18 protein-coding genes are annotated in these 20,663 nt (G+C 66.9%); 4 read left to right on the forward strand and 14 right to left on the reverse strand.

Annotated features, from left to right (window positions below; translation table 11 throughout):
- Window positions 1-42: 42 nt before the first annotated feature.
- Window positions 43-426: a VOC family protein gene (locus BT264_RS01045; RefSeq protein ID WP_072435947.1), complete on the forward strand. Its 384-nt coding sequence runs from the start codon at window positions 43-45 to the stop codon at window positions 424-426.
- A gap of 90 nt (window positions 427-516) precedes the next feature.
- Here BT264_RS01045 and BT264_RS01050 read toward each other — a convergent pair whose 3' ends face one another.
- Complete coding sequence (locus BT264_RS01050) at window positions 517-1,983, reverse strand: NYN domain-containing protein (protein ID WP_072435948.1); 1,467 nt, start codon at window positions 1,981-1,983, stop codon at window positions 517-519.
- 277 nt (window positions 1,984-2,260) lie between these two features.
- Here BT264_RS01050 and BT264_RS01055 point away from each other — a divergent pair, with 277 nt between their 5' ends.
- Window positions 2,261-2,890, forward strand: a complete 630-nt coding sequence (locus BT264_RS01055) for an SDR family oxidoreductase (RefSeq protein ID WP_072435949.1) — start codon at window positions 2,261-2,263, stop codon at window positions 2,888-2,890.
- Between the two features lie 89 nt (window positions 2,891-2,979).
- Here BT264_RS01055 and BT264_RS01060 read toward each other — a convergent pair whose 3' ends face one another.
- Entirely contained in the window at window positions 2,980-3,528 is a 549-nt protein-coding gene (locus BT264_RS01060; RefSeq protein ID WP_072436414.1) for a peroxiredoxin, read from the reverse strand.
- 277 nt (window positions 3,529-3,805) lie between these two features.
- Here BT264_RS01060 and cdpA point away from each other — a divergent pair, with 277 nt between their 5' ends.
- Together cdpA and BT264_RS01070 are read left to right on the forward strand one after the other, a co-directional pair.
- Window positions 3,806-5,548, forward strand: a complete 1,743-nt coding sequence (gene cdpA / locus BT264_RS01065) for a putative bifunctional diguanylate cyclase/phosphodiesterase (protein WP_218173332.1) — start codon at window positions 3,806-3,808, stop codon at window positions 5,546-5,548.
- A gap of 27 nt (window positions 5,549-5,575) precedes the next feature.
- Window positions 5,576-7,078, forward strand: coding sequence for an HDOD domain-containing protein (locus tag BT264_RS01070; RefSeq protein WP_072435951.1), 1,503 nt, complete (start codon window positions 5,576-5,578; stop codon window positions 7,076-7,078).
- 101 nt (window positions 7,079-7,179) lie between these two features.
- Here the strand turns inward: BT264_RS01070 and BT264_RS01075 are convergent, their stop codons facing one another.
- The 12 genes from BT264_RS01075 to BT264_RS01135 form a co-directional block, all read right to left on the reverse strand.
- Window positions 7,180-7,974 carry an ABC transporter substrate-binding protein gene (locus BT264_RS01075; RefSeq protein WP_072435952.1) on the reverse strand — a complete coding sequence of 265 codons (795 nt, stop codon included), beginning with the start codon at window positions 7,972-7,974 and terminating at the stop codon, window positions 7,180-7,182.
- Between the two features lie 286 nt (window positions 7,975-8,260).
- Window positions 8,261-9,289 carry a succinylglutamate desuccinylase gene (astE, locus tag BT264_RS01085; protein WP_177318335.1) on the reverse strand — a complete coding sequence of 343 codons (1,029 nt, stop codon included), beginning with the start codon at window positions 9,287-9,289 and terminating at the stop codon, window positions 8,261-8,263.
- 7 nt (window positions 9,290-9,296) lie between these two features.
- Window positions 9,297-10,637 carry an N-succinylarginine dihydrolase gene (gene astB / locus BT264_RS01090; protein WP_034183148.1) on the reverse strand — a complete coding sequence of 447 codons (1,341 nt, stop codon included), beginning with the start codon at window positions 10,635-10,637 and terminating at the stop codon, window positions 9,297-9,299.
- A 14-nt stretch (window positions 10,638-10,651) separates the two neighbouring features.
- The gene (gene astD, locus BT264_RS01095; protein WP_072435954.1) at window positions 10,652-12,115 is read right to left on the reverse strand and encodes a succinylglutamate-semialdehyde dehydrogenase; all 1,464 of its coding nucleotides are present in this window, start codon (window positions 12,113-12,115) and stop codon (window positions 10,652-10,654) included.
- A gap of 7 nt (window positions 12,116-12,122) precedes the next feature.
- Window positions 12,123-13,157: an arginine N-succinyltransferase gene (astA, locus tag BT264_RS01100; RefSeq protein ID WP_072435955.1), complete on the reverse strand. Its 1,035-nt coding sequence runs from the start codon at window positions 13,155-13,157 to the stop codon at window positions 12,123-12,125.
- The gene (gene aruF, locus BT264_RS01105; protein WP_072435956.1) at window positions 13,154-14,206 is read right to left on the reverse strand and encodes an arginine/ornithine succinyltransferase subunit alpha; all 1,053 of its coding nucleotides are present in this window, start codon (window positions 14,204-14,206) and stop codon (window positions 13,154-13,156) included. Before aruF ends, astA begins: the two co-directional genes overlap by 4 nt.
- A 30-nt stretch (window positions 14,207-14,236) precedes the next feature.
- A complete protein-coding gene (locus tag BT264_RS01110) occupies window positions 14,237-15,469 on the reverse strand; it encodes an aspartate aminotransferase family protein (protein WP_034183144.1) in 1,233 nt (410 codons plus the stop codon).
- Between the two features lie 1,010 nt (window positions 15,470-16,479).
- Window positions 16,480-17,517: a GlxA family transcriptional regulator gene (locus BT264_RS01115; protein ID WP_072435957.1), complete on the reverse strand. Its 1,038-nt coding sequence runs from the start codon at window positions 17,515-17,517 to the stop codon at window positions 16,480-16,482.
- A 22-nt stretch (window positions 17,518-17,539) separates the two neighbouring features.
- Complete coding sequence (locus tag BT264_RS01120) at window positions 17,540-18,340, reverse strand: ABC transporter ATP-binding protein (protein WP_072435958.1); 801 nt, start codon at window positions 18,338-18,340, stop codon at window positions 17,540-17,542.
- Between the two features lie 21 nt (window positions 18,341-18,361).
- A complete protein-coding gene (locus BT264_RS01125) occupies window positions 18,362-19,075 on the reverse strand; it encodes an ABC transporter permease (protein ID WP_072435959.1) in 714 nt (237 codons plus the stop codon).
- Complete coding sequence (locus BT264_RS01130; protein ID WP_006488734.1) at window positions 19,072-19,761, reverse strand: ABC transporter permease; 690 nt, start codon at window positions 19,759-19,761, stop codon at window positions 19,072-19,074. Before BT264_RS01130 ends, BT264_RS01125 begins: the two co-directional genes overlap by 4 nt.
- 270 nt (window positions 19,762-20,031) lie before the next feature.
- Window positions 20,032-20,589, reverse strand: a complete 558-nt coding sequence (locus BT264_RS01135; protein WP_072435960.1) for a hypothetical protein — start codon at window positions 20,587-20,589, stop codon at window positions 20,032-20,034.
- Window positions 20,590-20,663: the final 74 nt, after the last annotated feature.

A 20,663-nucleotide genomic window follows, 5' to 3' on the forward strand; every position in this document is an offset into this window, starting at 1 on the left:
TGTTTCCATGCCCACCGCCGGCACCCTTTCCCGGAACACGCCATGAACGTCCAGTTGAACCACACGATCGTCTGGTGCCGCGACAAACACGCGTCGAGCCGCTTCCTCACCGAGATTCTGGAACTGCCGCCGCCGACGCCGTTCGGCGCGATGCTGGTCGTCGCGCTCGACAACGGCGTGTCGCTCGATTTTTACGAAAAGACGGGGGAGATCGCGGCGCAGCATTACGCGTTCCTGACCGACGAAGCCGGCTTCGACCGCGTGTTCGCGCGCATTCGCGAGCGCGGGCTGCCGCACTGGGCCGATCCGGCAAAGCGGCAGCCCGGCGACATCTACCGCCACAACGGCGGCCGCGGCGTGTATTTCGACGATCCGGACGGCCATTTCCTCGAAGTGATGACGCGGCCGTATGTGCTGAACGGTTAGCTCGGCAGGCCGGCCGGCGTTGCGCCGGCCGGTATTGCGCGGGCCGGGTGCCGTCCTGTTTCGGACGATCCCGGCCCGGCTGCGGTTTATTTACTCGGTAGCCGCCGTCTTGCGCGGACGACGCGCGCGCGGCGCCGCCTTGCGGGCCGGCTTCTTCGGCTTGGCAGCGGCCGGTGCTTCGGCAGCCGATTCGACCGGCGCGGCGTCATGCGACGGCTGCGCCGCGGCAACCTCGCCGCCGAAATCGCCGGCCGCCGGCTCGGCGTGCGTCACCGCGGCGTGCCGGTCGTCGCCCTGCCCCGCATCGCGATGTGCGTCGTCGGCATGCCTGCCGTGCGCGTGCTTGTCGCCACCGTGCTGCGCCGCGCCATGCGCGGCATCGTCCGGCTTCCCGGCCTCGTGACGGCCGGCGCTCTTCGCGGCGGCGGTTTTCTTCGCGCCGGTCTTCTTCGCCGCACTCTTGCGTGCGCGCTTGCGGCCGTCCTTCGCGTCGCCGTGCGTATCGGCCGCATCGGCCGCATCGGCCGTGACGGCAGGCGCGACCGCCGCTGCGTCGGCGACTTCGGCAACGACCGCCTCCTGCGCTTCGACCTGCACGCTCTCGTGCACGACCGCTTCCGCCCGCTGCCCGCGACGTCGCGATTCGCGCCCGGCCCGCGCCGGCTCCGTCGCGCGCGGGCCGTGGTGCGCGGCGGCGCCTTCACCGCCCGCCGCGACGTGCTCCGCGGCCGCCGGCTGGCGTGCCCGCGACACGAACGCGCCCGACTTGTCGTCGCGCCCCACTTCGAGCAGGCCGCGCGCCTGCGCCTCGTCGAGCAGGTTGCCGAACGCGCGGAACCCGTAGTACGACTCGTTGAAATCCGGCTTGCGGCGCTTGATCGCGCTCTTGAGCACCGACGCCCAGATCTTGCCGACGTCGTCGCGCTCCGACGCGAGCGCGTCGAACGTCTCGACCGCCAGCGCGATCGCCTCGGCCTTGCGCGCGTCCATGTCGTGCTTGCGCGACGGCTCGTCGGGCCGCTTCGCGCCGCCGTTACCGGCGCGCTGCTGTTGTTCGCGCTTCGCGAGCGTGCGCTGCTGCTCGCGCACCAGATCGTCGTAGAAGATGAATTCGTCGCAGTTCGCGACCAGCAGGTCCGACGTCGATTTCTTCACGCCGACGCCGATCACCTTCTTCGCGTTCTCGCGCAGCTTCGACACGAGCGGCGAAAAGTCCGAGTCGCCGCTGATGATCACGAACGTATCGACGTGCGACTTCGTGTAGCAGAGATCGAGCGCGTCCACGACGAGCCGGATGTCGGCCGAATTCTTGCCCGACTGGCGCACGTGCGGAATCTCGATCAGCTCGAAGCTCGCCTCGTGCATCGACGCCTTGAAGCCCTTGTAGCGATCCCAGTCGCAATAGGCCTTCTTCACGACGATGCTGCCCTTCAGCAGCAAGCGCTCCAGCACGGGCTGGATGTCGAATTTCTCGTACTTCGCGTCGCGCACGCCGAGCGCGACGTTCTCGAAGTCGCAGAACACGGCCATGCTGACGTTGTCCAGGGGTAATGCCATGTGTACTCCAACCGGTTGGCCGACGCGTTATGGGACGTAGCGTCGAAAAATGCATCGCGCACATGATAGCCGGTCGGCGCGTCATTCCCGAATCCGGGTGAATGAATGACCGCCCGAACGTGCGCCATGTCGCCGGGGGCCGCGTATCCACGCCGGCAGTCCGCGCCGGTACGCCCCTTATTACCTGTGCGCCGCCGCCGCGATTCGACATTACACTTGAGTTATCGGTCGTCCGTCCCTATCTGGGAGGATGACGCATCGAGCAAGGAGCGGTTTCATGACGACGAAGGTACTGCTGATTGGCGCGACCGGCCGCACCGGCCAGGCCTGCGCGGATCTGCTGCTCAAGCAGCCGGAATTCGAGGTGACGGCGCTGGTGCGCCGGCAAGGCTATGCGCTGCCGGGCGCGAAGGTCGTCGAGGCCGATCTGACGGACGATTTTTCGCACGCATTCCAGGGCATCACGCACGTGATCTATACGGCCGGCTCGGCCGAATCGGAAGGCGCGGCCGAAGAGGAGCAGATCGACCGCGACGCGGTCGCCCGCGCGGCCGAGTATGCGCTGGCGTACAACGTGCAGAAGCTCGTCGTGATCAGCTCGCTGTCCGCGTACTGGCCCGAGCAGAGCCCCGACGCGCTGCGCCACTATTCGCAGATGAAGCGCGAAGGCGACGAGCGCGTGATCGCATCCGGCGTCGACTACGTGATCCTGCGCCCCGGCCCGCTCACGGACACGCCGGGCGTCGGCAAGATCGCGCTGACCGAGGAACGCGTCGAGCCCGCGCCGCCGGTATCGCGCCAGGATGTCGCGTGGGCCGCGATCGAGGCGATCAAGCTCGGCATCTCGCGCAAGATCGTCGGCTTCGTCGGCGGCGGCGTGCCGATCGAGCAGGCATTGCGCGCATAACGCGGCTCCACGCGCGCCGCCTCGCGAGGCGGCGCGTTTTCCCGTGCCCGCGGCCCGCACGACGGGCCGCTTACGCGTGGGCCTGCCGCTTACTGCTTCGGATGCGCGTCGGCCCACGCCTTCACGGCGGCCAGCGTGTTCTCGACGTGCTTGTCGGGCGACAGGCTCGTGTATTCGTACAGAATCTTCCCTTCCGGCGAAATCACGTAGGACACGCGGTTCGCGCGGTCGAGCGCCGGCAGCTTCGCGTCGTATTCACGGATGATCTTCGCGTCCGGATCGGCCGCGACCGGGAACTTGCTCCGGCACTCGCTCACCGAGAATTTCGTCAGCGTGTCGATATTGTCTGCCGATACGCCGATCACCGTCGCGCCATAAGCCTTGTAACGGTCGACCGCATCCGCGAACGCATGCGCCTCGATCGTGCAGCCCTTCGTGAACGCGGCCGGGTAGAAATACAGCACGACCGGCCCATGCTTCAGCGCATCGGCGAGCGAGTACGTGTAAGTCTTGCCGCCCAGCGACGCCTGCGTCGTGAAGTCCGGCGCCGCGGCGCCCGGCTTCAGTTCCGCCTGTGCGATCAGCGCATGGCCGGCCACCAGCGCCGCCGCGGCGCCCAGCAACAGTTTTCGCTTCATCTGCGTCCTCATTTCTTATAAAGTCAGCCTCGATGTAGGCCACGTTGGCGTTCGCCTGTCGAACGCACGTGCATGATCCGGTCCAGCGGCAGCGCCATCCGCGCCCGGCCCGTTAAAGATTCCGCACAGTCTGCCGTTATTCCTTCCGGACAACCGGTTCCAGCCCTTCACGTCAGCGAGAAACATGGAAGCCAACAGGAAACAGACGTCACGCAAGGGCTCCTGGCGCAGCGCCTTGCATACGCTGCGCCGCTTCGCCTGGTCGGGCGGTGCGCTGATGCCCGCGCGCGCCGGCGCGCCGCGGCGCGACGACTCCGTGCGCAACTGGCTGGAACAGACGGTCGGCACGGTGGATTTCCTCGCCCATGTCGACCGCGAGCTGCGCTTTCTGTACGTGTCCGACGCGAGCCTGCGCTTCATCGGCTACCACCGCGACTACCTGCACACGCTGACGCTGCGCGACCTGATCGCCGAACAGGATACCGCGGCGCTCGAAGGCCTGCTTGCGCGCGCCGCGCATTCGGGCCAGGTCGAGAAGGCGACGATGTGCATCGTCAAGTCGCTGACCTACCCGCTCGACGTCGAGATCCGCGCGTTCAAGAGCCGTCACCTCGGGGTCGACGGCTTCGCGATCGCGGCGTTCGACGTATCGTCGTGGCGCGCGCTCGAGGCGCGCCTCACGTACGAAATGCACCACGATCCGATGACGGGGCTCGACAACCTGTCCGCGCTCGTGCCCGCGCTGATGCGCGCGCAGCAGACCGCCGACGAGGGCGGCACCTGCGCGGCGCTGCTGCTGCTCGACCTCGACGACTACCAGCGGATCAACCGCGCGCTCGGCTACGACGCGGGCGACACGCTGCTGCGCGAAACCGCGCAGCGGCTGAAGGCGCTCGTCACGCCGAACGAACGGCTCGCGCGCGTCGCAAGCGACAAGTTCGCGATCGTGCTCGGCGCGCCGGACCGCGCACAGGCGAGCCATGCCGCCGACGCGCTCGCGCGCCGGCTGCAGGCCGCGGTGCGCGAACCCTACGTGTACCAGGGGCAGACGGTGCATTTGTCCGCCAGCATCGGCATCGCGCTCTATCCGGACGAGCGTGCCGCGCCGCATCGCGCGCAGCACCACAGCCCGCTGCTGCGCCGCGCCGATCACGCGCTCGCGCAGGCGAAGGCATCGGGCGGCAACGCGCTCGCGTTCCATGCGCCTGTCGACGATCCGGCCGACGCCGAACGGCTGAAGCTCGAAGCCGACCTGTACGACGGCGTGCGCAACGGCGAGTTTTCGCTCCATTTCCAGCCGATCACGCACAGCCAGTCGTGCGCGGTGGTCGGCGTCGAGGCGCTGATCCGCTGGCGCCATCCGGTGCACGGCCTCGTGCCGCCGGCGACCTTCATTCCGCTCGCCGAATCTATCGGCCTGATCAACTATCTCGGCAACTGGGTGCTCAAGGCCGCGTGCATGCAGCTCGTTGCGTGGGACCGTCAGGGGCTCGCGCTGCAGTACGTGGCGGTCAACGTGTCGCCGCAGCAGTTCCGCGACCCGCGCTTCACGCAGAGCGTGCGCGAGGCGATCGCGCTGACGGGCATCGACCCGCGCCGCATCGTGCTCGAAATCACCGAAAGCCTGCTGATGCACGACCCCGCGCACGCGAAGGGGCTGCTCGAGGAGCTGACCGATCTCGGCATCCGTTTCGCGATCGACGATTTCGGCACCGGCTATTCGAGCCTCGCGTACCTGCAGCGCTTCCCGCTCGCGAAGCTGAAGATCGACCGCAGCTTCGTCGAGAACCTGCTGACGTCGCGCAACGACCGCGCGATCGTGTCGGCGGTGGTCGGGCTCGCGCAGACGCTCGATCTCGAGCTCGTCGCCGAAGGCGTCGAGACCGAGGCGCAGCGCGAACTGCTGACGGAGATGGGCTGCAATCACATCCAGGGCTGGCTCGTCTGCCAGGCGCTGCCGTCCGAGGAACTCGCACGGCGCTTCGAGGCGCAGCAACTGCACCTGCACGCCGCCGCCTGACACGCGCGGCGAACCGGACAGATCCGTATGTCAACCACCGAATACCTGCCCCGCACCGCGTTGCTCGACAAGCTGTGGGCCCGGATGAACGAACGGGGCGACTTCCCGCTGCTGTCGGAATCGCTGCGCGCGACGATGGCCGCGATGAAGAACGACGACCTCGACTTCACAGCGCTCGTGCGCGTCGTGCTGTCGGATTTTGCGCTCACGCAGAAAGTGCTGCGGCTCGCGAACTCCGCGATGTACATGGCGTTCGGCGGCAACATCACGACCGTCACCCGCGCGCTGATGGTGCTCGGCCTCGACGCGGTCGGCCATCTCGTCGTCGGGCTGAAGCTCGTCGACCATTTCCACCACAGCACGCCGCGACGCATCGACGCGAAGCTCGAACTGAACCGCGCGCTGCTGTCCGGCTGCGTCGCGCGCAAGCTGACCGAGCACGCCGAGCTGCGCGGCGGCGAGGAAGCCGTCGTCTGCACGCTGATGCGCCAGGTCGGCAAGCTGCTGGTGGTCTGCTATCTCGACAGCGAATGGGACCGGATCCGCCGGCGCACGGCCGAACTGAACGGCGACGAAGCGGCCGCGTGCATCGACGTGCTCGGCGTCGGCTTCGACGAGATCGGGCTCGAAGCGGCCGCGCGCTGGCGGCTGCCCGACGTGATTCGCGCGGGGATGGCCAACGACGATCACGCGGCCCACGCCGACGCGTTCGACGACGAATACGACGACGACCGCAACGCGGGCCATGCTGCCGACGACGGCCCGGCCGACCGCGTACGCTGGCTGCGCGCGGTGAGCCGCTGCTCGACCGAGGTCGCGAGCGCGCTCGTGATGCCCGCGAGCCCGCAGCGCGACGCGCGCATTGCGACGCTCGCGCAGCACTACGGCACGGAGCTCGACATGGAGTCCGACGCGCTAGTCGAGATCGCCGAGCTGCTCGCGCGCGAGGAAGCGAGCGACACCGTGATGCGCGAGATCGTCGAGCTGCGCGCGAACGCCGATGCGATCGCGCGCGCGCAGGCCGAGCCCGAGGCATGCCTCGAAGCCGGCCTCGCGGACCTGCGCGCGCTGCCGTCCGAGCATGTGCTGACGCCGGTGCTCGCGCTCGCGTCGGAAAGCCTGCTGGCCGGCCTCGCGTTCACGCGCACCGTGATGTTCGTGCGTCACGACGACGGCACGTTCGCCGCGCGCCTCGGCTTCGGCCCCGGCGTCGATACGGCGCTCGACCGGCTGCGCTTCGACGAACGCTTCGAGCCGGACGTGTTTCATCTCGCGATCACGAATTCGGTCGGCATCTTCATCGAGCAGGCGCAGGAACCGAAGATGCTCAAGCGCCTGCCCGCGTGGTATCTGGACGCGTTCGACGACACGCGTGCGTTCGTGCTGCTGCCCGTGCGGGTCGGCACGACGACCGTCGCGCTGCTGTACGGCGACTGGGCAGGTGCGCAGCCCGCGCGCAAGATCGCGCAGCAGGAGATGAGCGTGCTCAACGAGCTCGCGCGCGAACTGGGCCGGTTCTTTCCCGCGTAGCGCGGCCAGCGGCGGCCTGCCCGCGTCGTTTCCAGCCTCCCGAACGCAAACCGGCCGCATGAGCGGCCGGTTTGCTTGCATCGTGCGATCGAACGAAACGCTTATTTGAGCGTCACGGGCACGCTGAAGTACTTCTTCGCGAGGTTGTCGATCGTGCCGTCGGCCTTCAGGTCCTTCAGCGCCTGATCGAGCGCGGTCTTCAGCGCCGCGTCGTTCTTGCGCAGGCCAAAGCCGACGCCCGAGCCGAGGATCTCGGTGTCGCTGACCGTGCCGCCCGCGAACGCGAAGCCCTGGCCTTGCGGCTTGGTCAGGAAGCCCTTCGAACCGGCTTCCGAATCCTGGAACGTCGCGTCGAGACGGCCCGACTTCAGGTCGGCATAGGCCAGGTCCTGAGTCTGGTACGGCACGACTTCGACGCCGGCCGGCGCCCACTTCTTCTTCGCGTACGCTTCCTGGATCGTGCCCTGCAGCACGCCGACGCGCTTGCCCTTCAGCGATTGCGGGGTCGGCAGCAGGCCGCTGCCCTGCTTCGCGATCAGCTGGTTCGGAATCGTGTAGATCGGATCGGTGAACGCGATCGCGTGCTTGCGCTGGTCGGTGATCGTCATGTCCGAGTTGATCGCGTCGAACTTGCGCGCCTGCAGCGCGGGGATCAGGCCGTCGAAGTCGTTCTCGACCCACACGCACTTCGTCTTCAGCTTCGCGCACACCGCGTTGCCGATATCGATGTCGAAGCCGGTCAGCTTGCCGTCGGGCGTCTTGTATTCGAACGGTGCGTACGAGGCCTCGACGCCGAACCGGATCTCCTTCAGATCCGCGGCAAACGCGCTGCCTGCCGCCGCCACCGATGCCGCCACCACCGCGTGCGCGGCCACTTTACGCCAATCCAACTTCATCAGGTGCTCTCCTCGATACTCGAATGTTCCGGAACTACGGGCGCTTGCATCATTGCAGGGCCGGATGGCCGCGACAATGTCGATGCCGCGCCGTGATGCGGCGCAACAGCCGCAAGGCCGCGATTGTACCAATCCGCGCGACCCGATATGGCAAAGCGGCCGCCCGCGCGCGATGCTGCGGTGCGTGCACGGCACCGGCCGTGTCGGCAGCCGAACTTGCAAGACGATGTCGCAAATATGCAAGGCCGCGTGCCGTCGCGGCCGCGCAATCGATCGGGACACGCGCTCAGACAAGTGCCGCGAGCGTCTCGCGCGTCGTGTCGACGACGAGCAGTCCCGCGCGCAGGCCCGGCTTCACGGTCGGGTTCGGAAACACGATCCGTTCCTCGTCGTGCGTCACCGTGTAGCGGTAGTCGCCGTCCTGCGCGAGCACCGTGCCGCGCGCGAACGCGGTGAAGTTCGCGACGTCGGCCGCGACGAACAGCTCGAGCGCGTCGCTCTGCTTCGTGATCTGGTCGATCACGGTGAATACACGCGGCAACTCGGCCCCGGCGTCGCTCCGCGCACCCGATACGAGTCGACGCACGGCCAGGTCGGCCGGCGCGAAGCGCGTCAGGTCGTTCTGGCCGAACGGCCGCACCTTGCCGAGTTCCAGCGTGCATGCGAGCGCGCCGCAGTGCTCGGCCGTGAAATGCGAATACGTGTTGCCCTTCGCCGTATGCAGCAGCACGGCCGCGATGCGCGCGTCGCCGAGCCATTCGACCATCGTGCGCGTCGGCGGCGTGCCGGTATGCGGCAGCAGCGCGAACTGTTCGAACACCGACGCGCGGATCGCCGTATGCATGTCGATGTGCCAGCGCACGCCGCCCGCCGGCGCCGCCGCGAAGAACGCGGCAGCCGCCGCTTCGAGCCGCGCGGCGCGCGGCGCTTCGCGGCTCGCGGGCACCTGCGCGTGACGGCCGCTGAACAGGCGGTTCAGGTCGTCGTCGAGATAACGCTCGCCGGCACGCATCGCCGGCACGTTGCCGAGCACGACCAGCAGCCGGCACGCGAGCGGCAGCGCGCCCGATGCGAGATCCCGCACGAGCATCGACAGCAGCTCGATCGGCGCCGTCTCGTCGCCGTGCACGCCCGCCGATACGAGCACGCTCGCGCGCGCCGCGCCGTCAGCCGCGGCCGGTTCGAGCGCGAGCAGCCCGTCGCCGAGCCATTGCCAGCGGACTGCCCCGCCCGCGCAGGCGCCGTCCGTCGCGGCCGGCACGGTGCCGGCCAGCGTGAACGCGAGAAAGTCGTCGAGCGGCGCGGCGGCGGACATCGGTGCGTCAGCGCTGGAAGTCATACAGCGACCCGACGCGCAGGATCTGCGTGAGCTCGTCGAGCGCCGTGCGCGATTCGTCGAGCAGCGCCGGATCGGCGAGGTCTTCCGGTGCGAGGCGATCGCGATAGTGCTTGTCGATCCACGCGTCGAGCGACGCGAACAGCGTGTCGTTGATCCACACGTTCGACGTGACCGCCGCGCGCTCCGCCTCGTTCAGCACGACGCGCAGGCGCAGGCACGCGGGGCCGCCGCCGTTCTTCATGCTTTCGCGCAGGTCGAACACGAGCACGTCGTGAATCGGGCCGTTACCGGCCGCGAGACGGTCGAGATAGGCCGCGACGTTCGCGTTCTCGCGGCATTCCTGCGGCACGACGAGCACTTGCGAGCCGTCCGCGCGCGACAGCAGCTGGCTGTTGAACAGATACGACGTCACCGCGTCGTTCACGCTCACGGCCGCGTCGGGCACCTCGATCACGTTCAGGCGCGCGCCGCGTGCGTCGAGCGCGGCGGTCAGCGTGTCGTAGATCGCCTGCTTGTTGACGAATGCGCGCTCGTGCGTGAACAGCGTGTCGCGGTTGCCGACCGAGATCACGTCGTTGTGGAACACACCCGCGTCGATCACGTCCGGATCCTGCTGCGCATAGACCGTCGCCTCTTCGGCGAGCCCGTGGCGATGCGCGACCGCGCGGCTCGCCTCGAAGGTCTGGCGTGCCGGGAAGCGCTTCGGCTCGGGGCCGCGGCGGTATTCCGCACGGCCGTACACGAAGAACTCGATGCCCGGCTTGCCGTATTCGGCGCAAAAGCGCGTGTGGTTCGCCGCGCCTTCGTCGCCGAGCGCCGGCGTGCCCGTCAGCGCCTCGTGCACCGCGAAGTGCGCGGGATCGGCGAACAGCGTCGACAGCGTGCGGCGCGTCGCGTCGTGCTCGATCGCGCGATGCAGCTTGCTGCACAGGTTCGCCGGCGTGAAGTGCACGCGGCCGTCGCTCGTATCGGCCGACGGGCTGACGGTGGCCGCGTTTGCGGTCCACATCGCCGACGCCGAGCTCGCCGCCGCGAGCAGCTCGGGCGCCTGCTTCGCGGCCTTCGCGATCACGTCCGCGTCCTTGCCCGAGAAGCCGAGCTCGCGCAGCAGGCGCAGCGACGGCCGCTCCTGCGGCGGCAGCACGCCCTGCGCGAAACCGAGATCCGCGAGCTGCTTCATCTTGCGCAGCCCCTGCTTCGCGGCGGCCTTCGGGTTCGCGGCCGACTTCTCGTTGTTGAGCGACGCCACGTTGCCGAACGACAGCCCGGCGTAGTTGTGGGTCGGGCCGACGAGCCCGTCGAAATTGGCTTCTTGTGCGTTCATCGTCGTTCCCTCGATCAGAAATGCAGGCCCGGCGACAGGCTCGCGGGCAAAGTCAGTTGCGTGCTTTCCACCGACGCCATCGGATACGCGCAATAGTCGGCCGCGTAATATGCGCTCGGACGATGGTTGCCCGAGCGGCCCGTGCCGCCGAACGGCGCGGCGGACGATGCGCCGTTGGTCGGCCGGTTCCAGTTGACGATCCCGGCGCGAATCGTGCGGCGGAAGTGCTCCCAGGCACGCACGTCGTCGGCGAGCAGGCCGGCGGACAGGCCGAACGCCGTGTCGTTCGCGCGCTCGATCGCTTCGTCGAACGTCGCGTAGCGGGCAATTTGCGCGAGCGGACCGAAATGCTCTTCGTCGGGCAGGTTCGCCACGCCCGTCACGTCGACGATCGCCGCGTTCACGAAACCGAGACGCGGATCGCGCTGCGTCATCGCGACGATCGGCTTCGCGCCCTGCCCGATCAGGCGCGACTGCGCGTCGACGAGCTTCGCCGCCGCGCGCGCCGAGATCACCGCGCCCATGAACGGCTGCGGATCGGCATCGAACACGTCGGCCGTGATCTTCGACGTGACGTCGGCGAAGCGCGCGAGGAAGCGGTCGCCGAACGCGCCCTGCGGCACGAAGATGCGGCGCGCGCACGTGCAGCGCTGGCCAGCCGACAGGAATGCCGACTGGATCGTGTGATGCACGGCCGCATCGATGTCCTCGACTTCGCCGATCACGAGCGGGTTGTTGCCGCCCATCTCGAGCGCGAGCACGATTTCCGGACGGCCGCCGAACTGCCGGTGCAGCAGCGTGCCGGTGTCCGAGCTGCCCGTGAAGAACAGCCCGTCGATCTGCCGATGGTTCGCGAGCGCGATGCCCGTGTCCTTCTCGCCCTGCACGAGGTTCAGCACGCCGGCCGGCAGCCCGGCTTCCTTCCACACCTCGACCGTCGCGCGCGCGACGCCCGGTGCAAGCTCCGACGGCTTGAACACGACCGTGTTGCCGGCAATCAGCGCGGGCACGATATGGCCGTTCGGCAAGTGGCCGGGGAAGTTGTACGGGCCGAACACCGCGACGACGCCGTGCGGGCGGTGGCGCAGCACCGCGACGCCGTCGGCCATGTCCTGGCGCTTCTCGCCCGTGCGTTCCTGGTAGGCCTGGATCGAGATGCCGACCTTCGCGGCCATCGACGCGACTTCGGTGCGCGCTTCCCACAGCGGCTTGCCCGTCTCGCGGCCGATCGCGGTTGCGATCGCTTCCTTGCGTTCGTTGAGCAATGCCGCGAAGCGCTTCACGATCGCGCAGCGCAATTCGAAGTCGAGCGCCGACCAGCCGGCGAACGCGCGGCGCGCGCTCGCGACCGCGCGGTCGACGTCGGCCGCCGATGCGCTGTCGCCCTGCCATGCGATCTCGTCGGTGCCCGGGTTGCGCGAAGCGAAGACGGGGCCCGAGCCTGCGACCCAGGCGCCGTCGATGAAGAGTTCCGTCATGATTCGTTTATCCCTGTTTGACTTTGAGCGGCAGCACGCGGACCGGATCGCCGGCCTTCACGTCGAGCGCGACGGCATCGTCGGCCGACAGCACGAACGAGCCGTTCGCGACCACGCCCGGCGCGACGCCGACGCGGAAATCGGTGAGCGACGTATTCGATACGAGCGACGTCGGCGGATGGTCGCCCTGCGCGTCGGGCACGCCGATCGCGACCGGCACGACGACGCTCTCGCGCACCGTGCGCAAGTCGTTCACGTGGCATTCGAGCACGGGGCCCGCGTCGAAGATGTCGACGTGGTTCTGGTAACGCAGCCCTTCCGCCTCGAGCATCTTGCGGGCCGGCAGCGTGTCGCGGTGCGTGAGGCCGACCGCATCCTGCGCGTCCTGCGGCAGCAGGTCGACATACACCGGATAGCGCGGCATCAGTTCCGCGAGGAACGACTTGCGCCCGTGCGAGCTCAGGTAGTCGGCCGCGTTGAAATCGATCTGGTAGAAGTGCGAACCGACTGCGCGCCAGAACGGCGACGTGCCGTCTTCGTCGAAGTGGCCGCGCAATTCCGCGCAGATGCGCTCCGGAAAGCGCTCGCGGAACTGCGCGATGAACATGAAGCGCGAGCGCGACAGCAGGCCGCCGACGCCGCCCGTGCGATAGCGCGGGCTCAGGAACAGCGAACACACTTCCGCATAGCCCGTCAGGTCGTGCGAGATGTTCAGCGCGGACATCCGCGTCCATACGCCGAGCTCCTGGCTCGCGTGCACGACCGTGCTCACGCGGTAGTTGTAGAACGGCTGTTCGAGGCCGACCTGCGATTCGATCCCGCACACGCCCGCGATGTCGCCCGTCTTCGAGTCTTCCATAACGAAGAAGTAGCCGGCTTCGCCCGGCGCGGCCTCGCCCGCCAGCGTGCGGCGCGTGCGCTCGATGCGCGCGGCGAGCGCGTCGCGGTCGGGCTTGAACGTGGTCAGGCCCGGCCCGGTTTCCTTCGCGAGCGACACGAGCGCGTCGACGTCGCCCGTTTGTACGACCCGAACGACGATCATGCTGCGTCTCCCTTCAAATCTTCATCGTCGCGGCGGTGCAGCGGCACGCAGCGCACGACATCGCCATCCTTCACACCGAGCGCCGCGCGCACGTCGCCGGCCAGCGGCGCATCGGCCGTGTCGCCCGGCAGGTCGGCCAGCACGCAGCGGAACGATTCGCCGCTGCCCGTCGACACCATGTACGCGACGTCGCCCTGCTGGTGCGAGGCCTCGCGCACGACGCGCTCCATACCGTGCTTCACGCACGCGATGCGGTCGACCTGCGCGGTCAGCACCGGGCCCGCGTCGAAGATGTCGACGAAGCGGTCGGGCTCGAAGCCTTCCTCGAGATGGATGTCGTACGCGAGCAGTGCCGTCTCGTTCGGCTCGCCGAGCACGCGCTGCGCGGCTTCCGGCAGCAGCGGCACGTAGATCGGATAGGCCGGCATCACTTCCGCGATGAACGTGCGGCTGCGGCCGCCCGACGCGATGTCGACGTCGGTGAAGTCGCGGCCGAAGAACTTGCGGCCCACCGCTTCCCAGAACGGCGATGCGCCGTTGCCGTCGCTCACGCCGAGCAGCAGCGTGAACACTTCGGGCGTGAAGCGGCGGCGGTTCGCGGCGATGTACATCATCCGGGCGCGCGAGATCAGGTGCGCGGCCGCGTCGCCGCGCAGCGACGGATCGACGTAGAAGCCGGCGAGCCGGCTCTTGCCGGTCAGCTCGTGCGACATCGTGAGCGCGTGGATCTTGCGGTTCACGTGCAGCTCGCGCGACGCGTGGATCAGTGCGTCGTTGCGGAACGCGTAGAACGGTTCCGAGTAGCCGGCCGCGGCCACGATGCTCGCCGTGCCGAGCAGCTTGCCCGTCGACGAATCCTCGAGCACGAAGAGGTAGAACTCCTCGCCGGCGAAGTCGACGTCCGCGCGAAACGAATCCTCGGAGAGCGCCACGCGCGCTTCGAGCGCCGCGCGGTCGTGCGGCAGCGAGTGCAGGACCGGCTGCGCGGTGCGCGCCATGTGCGCGAGCGCATCGAGATCCGTGAGTTTGCCGGGGCGAACAAATAGCATCGTCGTTCCTGTCTGCGATGGGTGCGCCGATCAGCGCGCGGTGGCTTCCTGCGCGGCGAGCACTTGTTCGACCGCCTTCTCGAAGCGCTTGACGCCTTCGTCGAGCAGATCGAACGGGATCACCAGCGACGGGACGAAGCGCAGCACGTTCGGGCCGGCGATCAGCATGATCAGGCCGTTCTCCGCTGCGGCGTTGACGAAGTCCTTTGCGCGGCCGTCGAACGCGGCGGTGAGCTCCGCGCCGACGAGCAGGCCCTTGCCGCGGATGTCCTTGAAGATGCCGAAGCGTGCGTTGATGCGTTCGAGCGCGCCCTTCAGGCGCACGCTGCGTTCGCGCACGCCTTCGAGCAGTGCCGGGTCGCCGATCAGTTCGACGACCTTGTCGGCGATCGCCGATGCGAGCGGGTTGCCGCCGTACGTCGTGCCGTGCACGCCGACCTTGAAGTGCGCGGCCAGTTCGTTCGTCGTCAGCATCGCGCCGATCGGGAAGCCGTTGCCGAGCGCCTTGGCGGTCGTCAGGATATCCGGCGTGACGCCCGTGTCCATGTATGCGTAGAACTGGCCCGTGCGGCCGACGCCCGTTTGCACTTCGTCGAAGATCAGCAGTGCGTTGTTGGCGTCGCACGCTTCGCGCAGCGCCTTCAGGAAGGCCGGATCGGCCGGGATCACGCCGCCTTCGCCCTGCACGGGCTCGACGATCACCGCGCAGGTTTGCGGGCCGATCGCCGCCTTCGCGGCTTCGATGTCGTTGTACGGCAGGTGCTTGATGCCGGCCGGCACGGGGCCGAAGCCTTCCGAGTACTTCGGCTGGCCGCCGACGCTGACCGTGAAGAACGTGCGGCCGTGGAACGACTGAACGAACGAGATGATTTCGAATTTGTCGGCGCCGTGGCGATCGAACGCGACGCGGCGTGCGAGCTTCAGTGCGGCTTCGTTCGCTTCCGCGCCCGAGTTCGCGAAGAATGCGCGATCGGCGAAGGTCAGCGATTCGAGGCGTTTCGCGAGGCGCAGCACCGGTTCGTTCGTGTAGCCGTTGCCGATGTGCCAGAGCTTGCGGCCTTGTTCGTCCAGGACCTTCAGCAGTTCCGGGTGGCCGTGGCCGAGCGACGTCACCGCGATGCCGCATGCGAAATCCACGTACTCGCGGCCGGCCGTGTCCCACACGCGGGAGCCCTCTGCGCGATCCGGCACGAACGGGGCGGGGGAAAATACCGGCACCATCACTTCGTCGAATGTCTGGCGGGTCACGGTCGAGGTCGTCATGGTCGTTCCTTTCGGTTTCGTAAGAGGGTTCAACAGGATCAAGTTTAGGTAAGGGTGACGCAAGCGTCTTGCGGAATTGCGACGGGTTCTATCGGAAGCCCTTTCTTCACGCTATTTTGCCTGCCCGGCGGGTGTGGGCGGTTTTTAGGGCTCTCTCTCGGGTGGTTGGGCCGGGTTTTCGTGAAGCACCTGTGATCGTGTCGGTCTATTAGTGTCGCCCCTGCGCGGGGCGGCGGTTACTTTTCTTTGTCTTGCCAAAGAAAAGTAACCAAAAGAAAGGCGCTGTGAAAACGCAAGACCTCCCGGTGCCGTGGTCATCAGAGTGGCCGCCGCCTAAGTGTCCGCGCCAGTCAGGAAACCGGAGTGGTTCGAGCAATGGTTCTGACGCGCCGCACCACCCAACGAAGCGGTATACCGCCCGCTAGCTCCATCCTCGCTTCGCTCGGCTGCAAGGTACTTCAGGTCGTGCGGCTTGCGCTCGTGTGCTTCCAACCGCAACACATCGCCGGGTCGAGCATTCTCACTATTCACATCTTCGTGCGACCAGGCCGGTTGCCAGCTACCAGCGCTGGCTCCACTGCCCTGGGCGGGCGCGAGTTTCGGTGTTCGTTGAGTGCGTCCCTCTTTTTCTGCAACGAGAGGTGCGGACCGCGTGCATATCGAGTTTGGGGTGGTATTCCGATTGTGCTGCTTGAGGGATATGTACCTGTTGGCCGAGCGAAGCGAGGGCGGAGCTTGCGGGCGGTATACCGCTCTGTTGGGTGGTGAGTGGTGTCAGAACCATTGCTCGAACCACTCCGGTTTCCTGACTGGCGCGGACACTTAGGCGGCGGCCACTCTGATGACCACGGCACCGGGAGGTCTTGCGTTTTCACAGCGCCTTTCTTTTGGTTACTTTTCTTTGGCAAGACAAAGAAAAGTAACCGCCGCCCCGCGCAGGGGCGACACTAATAGACCGACACGATCACAGGTGCTTCACGAAAACCGCAAGCAACCCACGAAACCACGAATCAATCCTTCCCACCGCGCTCGACCAACGCGCCCCCGCGAGGCTCACTCCCGGTCTGCTTCTCGAGCCACGCTCGCCGATCTTCCCGAGGCGTCACCCCGAACCTTTCGCGATAGGCATTGGAAAAATGCGCAGCGGAAGAAAACCCACAGGCAAGACTAACCTGCACGACCGACTTGCTCGTGCGCTGCAACTGCGTCCTTGCCTTGAGCAACCGGAGATTGAGGTAATACTTCGAGGGCATCGCCCCAAGATACTGCCGAAACAACCGCTCTAACTGTCGGCGCGAAACGCCGACCAATTCGGCGATCTCATCGGTCGTCAAAGGATCCTCGACATTGGCTTCCATCAACAGCAACGCATCGTTCAACCGCGGATGCCGCTCGCCGGGCGCAGTCACGAAAGGAATCCGCTGACGTTCCTCGCCACTCCTCAACGTCCCCGCACCAAGCGCATCGGCAATCCGCTCGCCGAGATCGGGCCCATGTTCCCGGCCGATCATGGCCAGCATGAAATCCACGGTAGCCTGCCCGCCCGCGCACGTCGCGCGGTCCCGATCGATCTCGAAGATCTGCTGCGTGACGATCGACCGCTCGAACTGCTCGGCAAACTGTTGATACGTCTCCCAGTTCACGCTCACGCGATAACCGGAAAGCTGCCCGGCCATCGCAAGCCACCACACGCCGTGATGAATGCCGGTCACGAGCGGCGTACGCTGCCCGACGCGCGCGAGACTCGCGAGAAACAGCCGGTAATCGGCAAACTGCTGAAACCGCTCGGTCACGACGATCAGCCAGTCGCACGCGATCGCATCGTTGAACGCCGCATCGGCATGCCATTGCGCGCCGCCCGCGAGCGGCACGGGCCGCCCGTCCCACGAACATACCTGCCAGCGATACAGCAGCCGCCCGTCGATCTCGTTCGCAAGATTCAGCGCATCGACGATCGGGCCCACGCCCGACATCGACACGGGCGGCAATGCAACGATCACCACCTGCGTCGTGCGGGTGGCGCCTGCGGGACGGGACACCGGTACCACGTATGAAACCTGCCCTGTCGCGTTACTTGAGGCTGCCCGACAGGAACTGCTTGAGACGCTCGCTCTGCGGGCGCACCAGCACCTCCTTCGGATCGCCCTCTTCCTCGGTCCGCCCCTGATGCAGGAACATCACATGATTCGACACGTTGCGCGCAAAGCCCATCTCGTGCGTGACGACGATCATCGTGCGGCCTTCCTCGGCGAGCTTCTGCATCACCTTCAGCACTTCGCCCACCAGCTCCGGGTCGAGCGCAGACGTCGGCTCGTCGAACAGCATCACGTCCGGATGCATCGCGAGCGCACGCGCGATCGCGACGCGCTGCTGCTGGCCGCCCGACAGGTGCGACGGATACTGCTTCTCGACGCGCGGCGCGAGGCCGACCTTCTCGAGATACGCGCGCGCGCGATCCTCGGCTTCCTTCTTCGGGATGCCGAGCACGTGTACGGGCGCTTCCATCACGTTCTCGAGCACGTTCATGTGCGCCCACAGATTGAAGTGCTGGAACACCATCGCGAGCTTCGTGCGGATACGCTGAAGCTGCTTGTGATCGGCGACTTCGAGCGCACCGGTGCGGTCGGTCTTCGTGCGGACGGTCTCGCCGTCGACGACGATCTGCCCCGCATTCGGCCGCTCGAGGAAATTGATGCAGCGCAGGAACGTGCTCTTGCCCGAACCGCTCGCGCCGATGATGCTGATGACGTCACCGGCCTTCGCGTTCAGCGACACGCCCTTGAGCACCTCGTTGTCGCCATAGCGCTTGTGGATGTCGACCGCCGCAAGCTTGGTGGAAGCGGTAGCGCTCGTTTGAGTGATCTCGGCCATCTGGCTCTCCTCGAAGTGAAATCAATGACGGCCGGCCGCGAGATACGCGAGCCAGTGGCGCTCCGCACGGCGAAACGCCGCGACGAGTGCGAAAGATACCGCAAGATAGATCAGCGCGGCGATTCCGAACGACTGGAACGCCATGTAGGTCGCGGAATTCGCGTCGCGCGCGACCTTCAGGATGTCGGGTACGGTCGCCGTGAACGCGACGGTCGTCGCGTGCAGCATCAGGATCACCTCGTTGCTGTACAGCGGCAGCGCGCGACGCAGCGCCGACGGCAGGATCACGCGGCGGTACATCGTGAACGGCGTCATCCCGTACGCCCGCGCAGCCTCGACCTCGCCGTGCGGAATCGCGCGGATCGCCCCCGCGAAGATCTCGGTCGTGTACGCGCAGGTATTCAGCGCGAACGCGAGAATCGCGCAGTTGAAGCCGCTGCGGAAAAACGCGTCGAGCAGCGAATGCGAACGCACGAACTCGAGGCTGTACATGCCCGTGTACATCAGCAGCAACTGCACGTAGAGCGGCGTGCCGCGGAACACATACGTATAGAACCGCACGGGCATCGACACCCACTTCTTCCTCGACACGCGCGCGACCGCGAGCGGCACCGCGCACACGAAGCCGAGCGAAATCGACGCGACGAGCAGCCACAGCGTCACCGCAAGGCCGGAGAGGCGCTGGCCGTCCCAGAAAAGGAACGCCTTGCCGAATTCCTGGAGGATCTCGATCATAGTTCTGCGTGCCGCACGCCCATGGAATAACGCTTCTCGAGCTGGATCAGCACGAGGTTGGAAACGGTCGTGATCGCGAGGTAGATCAGCGCCGCGACGAGGATGAAGAAGAACATGTTGAACGTGCTCTTGCCGGCGTCCTGCGCGGCCTTCACGACGTCCGCGAGACCGATGATCGACACCAGCGCGGTCGCCTTCACGAGCACCTGCCAGTTGTTCCCGATCCCGGGCAGCGCAAAGCGCATCATCTGAGGAAACATGATCCGAGCGAACACGCGCGCGCCGCTCATCCCGTATGCGGCACCGGCTTCGAGCTGGCCGCGCGGCACCGACAGGAACGCACCGCGAAACGTCTCGGTGAAGTACGCGCCGTAGATGAAGCCTAGCGTTAGCACGCCGGCCACGAACGGATCGATGTCGATCTGGTTCCAGCCGACGAGGTCGGTGAACTGGTTCAGCCAGATCTGGATGCTGTAGAACAGCAGCAGCATCAGCACAAGATCAGGCACCGAGCGGATCAGCGTCGTATAACCGGTCGCGATCGCTCGCAGCACCCGGTTGTGCGACAGCTTCGCCACCGCGCCGATCAGCCCCAGCGCCACCGCAGTGGCGAGCGACAGCACCGACAGTTCGATGGTCTGCACGGTGCCGGCCCAGAGGACAGGACCAAAGCCGTAAAGGAACACGCGCGTCTCCAGAGTTGGAATGGATGTCGACGCGAATGCCTGTCCCGCGCCGGGCTGACGCGGATAGTCGCAAGCGAAATTGTTTGTCTCAAATCACCTTGCGCGCGATTGCTGCATTGCAGCAACCCGTCCCGCCATTTGCAACCCCGGCCTACGCCGCTGTTTCAAAAGGAAAAAAGCCGCTTCCTGACAGTCGGATGACACGCAGGGAAGCGGACTTTTTGCAATTTTCCGGTCGCTTTTTCGATATAGCGCCGAACGCGGGCCGGCTCACCGCCCCTTCAGGATGTCGGAGCGCGAAGTCGTATAGACAAGCCCGTCCGGGCCGAAATGGACGTTGAAGAATGCGTCGGTGTTGACGCCGTCCTCGAGCCAGCGCCAGCTCCAGACCGTCTCGGGCTTCAGCGGATACTGCGCGATGTCGCCGGGCTTGCCGAGCAGGCGCCGCACCTCGTCCTCGTTCATCCCGGGGCGCACCTTCGCGAAATTCTCTGCGGTCAGCACCTGCGTCGCGCCCGTGTAACGGCCGCTCGCATCGAGATCGACGAACCACGTCTGGTTGCCCATCGGGCCGCGCGGATATTCGAGACGCTTCGAGCCGTCGGTGAACACGCGCTCGGTCTCGGGCTTGCCCATCGTGCCGCGCACGTCGGCCTCGGTCGATTCGCCGATCTTCAGCCCCTTCAGCAGCAGCGGCGCGGGCTTGATCGCGTTGAAGAAGTCCCGGATGCGTTGCACGTCGAGGTTACCTTGCTTGTCGTCGCAGCCGGTCAGCGCCAGCGCGGCGGCCAGCATCGTCACGGGAAGCAGCCGGAAACGGAAAATCATCGGAAGAAATGCGCGTCGAGAAAACACGCGGCAAGCATACCCGCACGACGCCAAAAGCGCGAGACGGGCGCGCG

This window comes from Burkholderia sp. NFPP32 (genome assembly GCF_900119325.1).
In the GTDB taxonomy this organism is placed as follows: Bacteria; Pseudomonadota; Gammaproteobacteria; order Burkholderiales; family Burkholderiaceae; genus Burkholderia; species Burkholderia pyrrocinia_C.

Bases quoted from the DNA above. Each gene is read 5' to 3' on its own strand.
- cdpA (WP_218173332.1), top strand. From the start codon at position 3,806: ATGCCCGCGCGCGCCGGCGCGCCGCGGCGCGACGACTCCGTGCGCAAC.
- BT264_RS01110 (WP_034183144.1), bottom strand. From the start codon at position 15,469: ATGACGACCTCGACCGTGACCCGCCAGACATTCGACGAAGTGATGGTG.
- astE (WP_177318335.1), bottom strand. From the start codon at position 9,289: ATGTCCGCCGCCGCGCCGCTCGACGACTTTCTCGCGTTCACGCTGGCC.
- astD (WP_072435954.1), bottom strand. From the start codon at position 12,115: ATGACGGAACTCTTCATCGACGGCGCCTGGGTCGCAGGCTCGGGCCCC.
- BT264_RS01060 (WP_072436414.1), bottom strand. From the start codon at position 3,528: ATGAAGCGAAAACTGTTGCTGGGCGCCGCGGCGGCGCTGGTGGCCGGC.
- BT264_RS01070 (WP_072435951.1), top strand. From the start codon at position 5,576: ATGTCAACCACCGAATACCTGCCCCGCACCGCGTTGCTCGACAAGCTG.
- astB (WP_034183148.1), bottom strand. From the start codon at position 10,637: ATGAACGCACAAGAAGCCAATTTCGACGGGCTCGTCGGCCCGACCCAC.
- BT264_RS01075 (WP_072435952.1), bottom strand. From the start codon at position 7,974: ATGAAGTTGGATTGGCGTAAAGTGGCCGCGCACGCGGTGGTGGCGGCA.
- BT264_RS01135 (WP_072435960.1), bottom strand. From the start codon at position 20,589: ATGATTTTCCGTTTCCGGCTGCTTCCCGTGACGATGCTGGCCGCCGCG.
- BT264_RS01050 (WP_072435948.1), bottom strand. From the start codon at position 1,983: ATGGCATTACCCCTGGACAACGTCAGCATGGCCGTGTTCTGCGACTTC.
- BT264_RS01055 (WP_072435949.1), top strand. From the start codon at position 2,261: ATGACGACGAAGGTACTGCTGATTGGCGCGACCGGCCGCACCGGCCAG.
- BT264_RS01045 (WP_072435947.1), top strand. From the start codon at position 43: ATGAACGTCCAGTTGAACCACACGATCGTCTGGTGCCGCGACAAACAC.
- astA (WP_072435955.1), bottom strand. From the start codon at position 13,157: ATGATCGTCGTTCGGGTCGTACAAACGGGCGACGTCGACGCGCTCGTG.
- BT264_RS01125 (WP_072435959.1), bottom strand. From the start codon at position 19,075: ATGATCGAGATCCTCCAGGAATTCGGCAAGGCGTTCCTTTTCTGGGAC.
- BT264_RS01120 (WP_072435958.1), bottom strand. From the start codon at position 18,340: ATGGCCGAGATCACTCAAACGAGCGCTACCGCTTCCACCAAGCTTGCG.
- aruF (WP_072435956.1), bottom strand. From the start codon at position 14,206: ATGCTATTTGTTCGCCCCGGCAAACTCACGGATCTCGATGCGCTCGCG.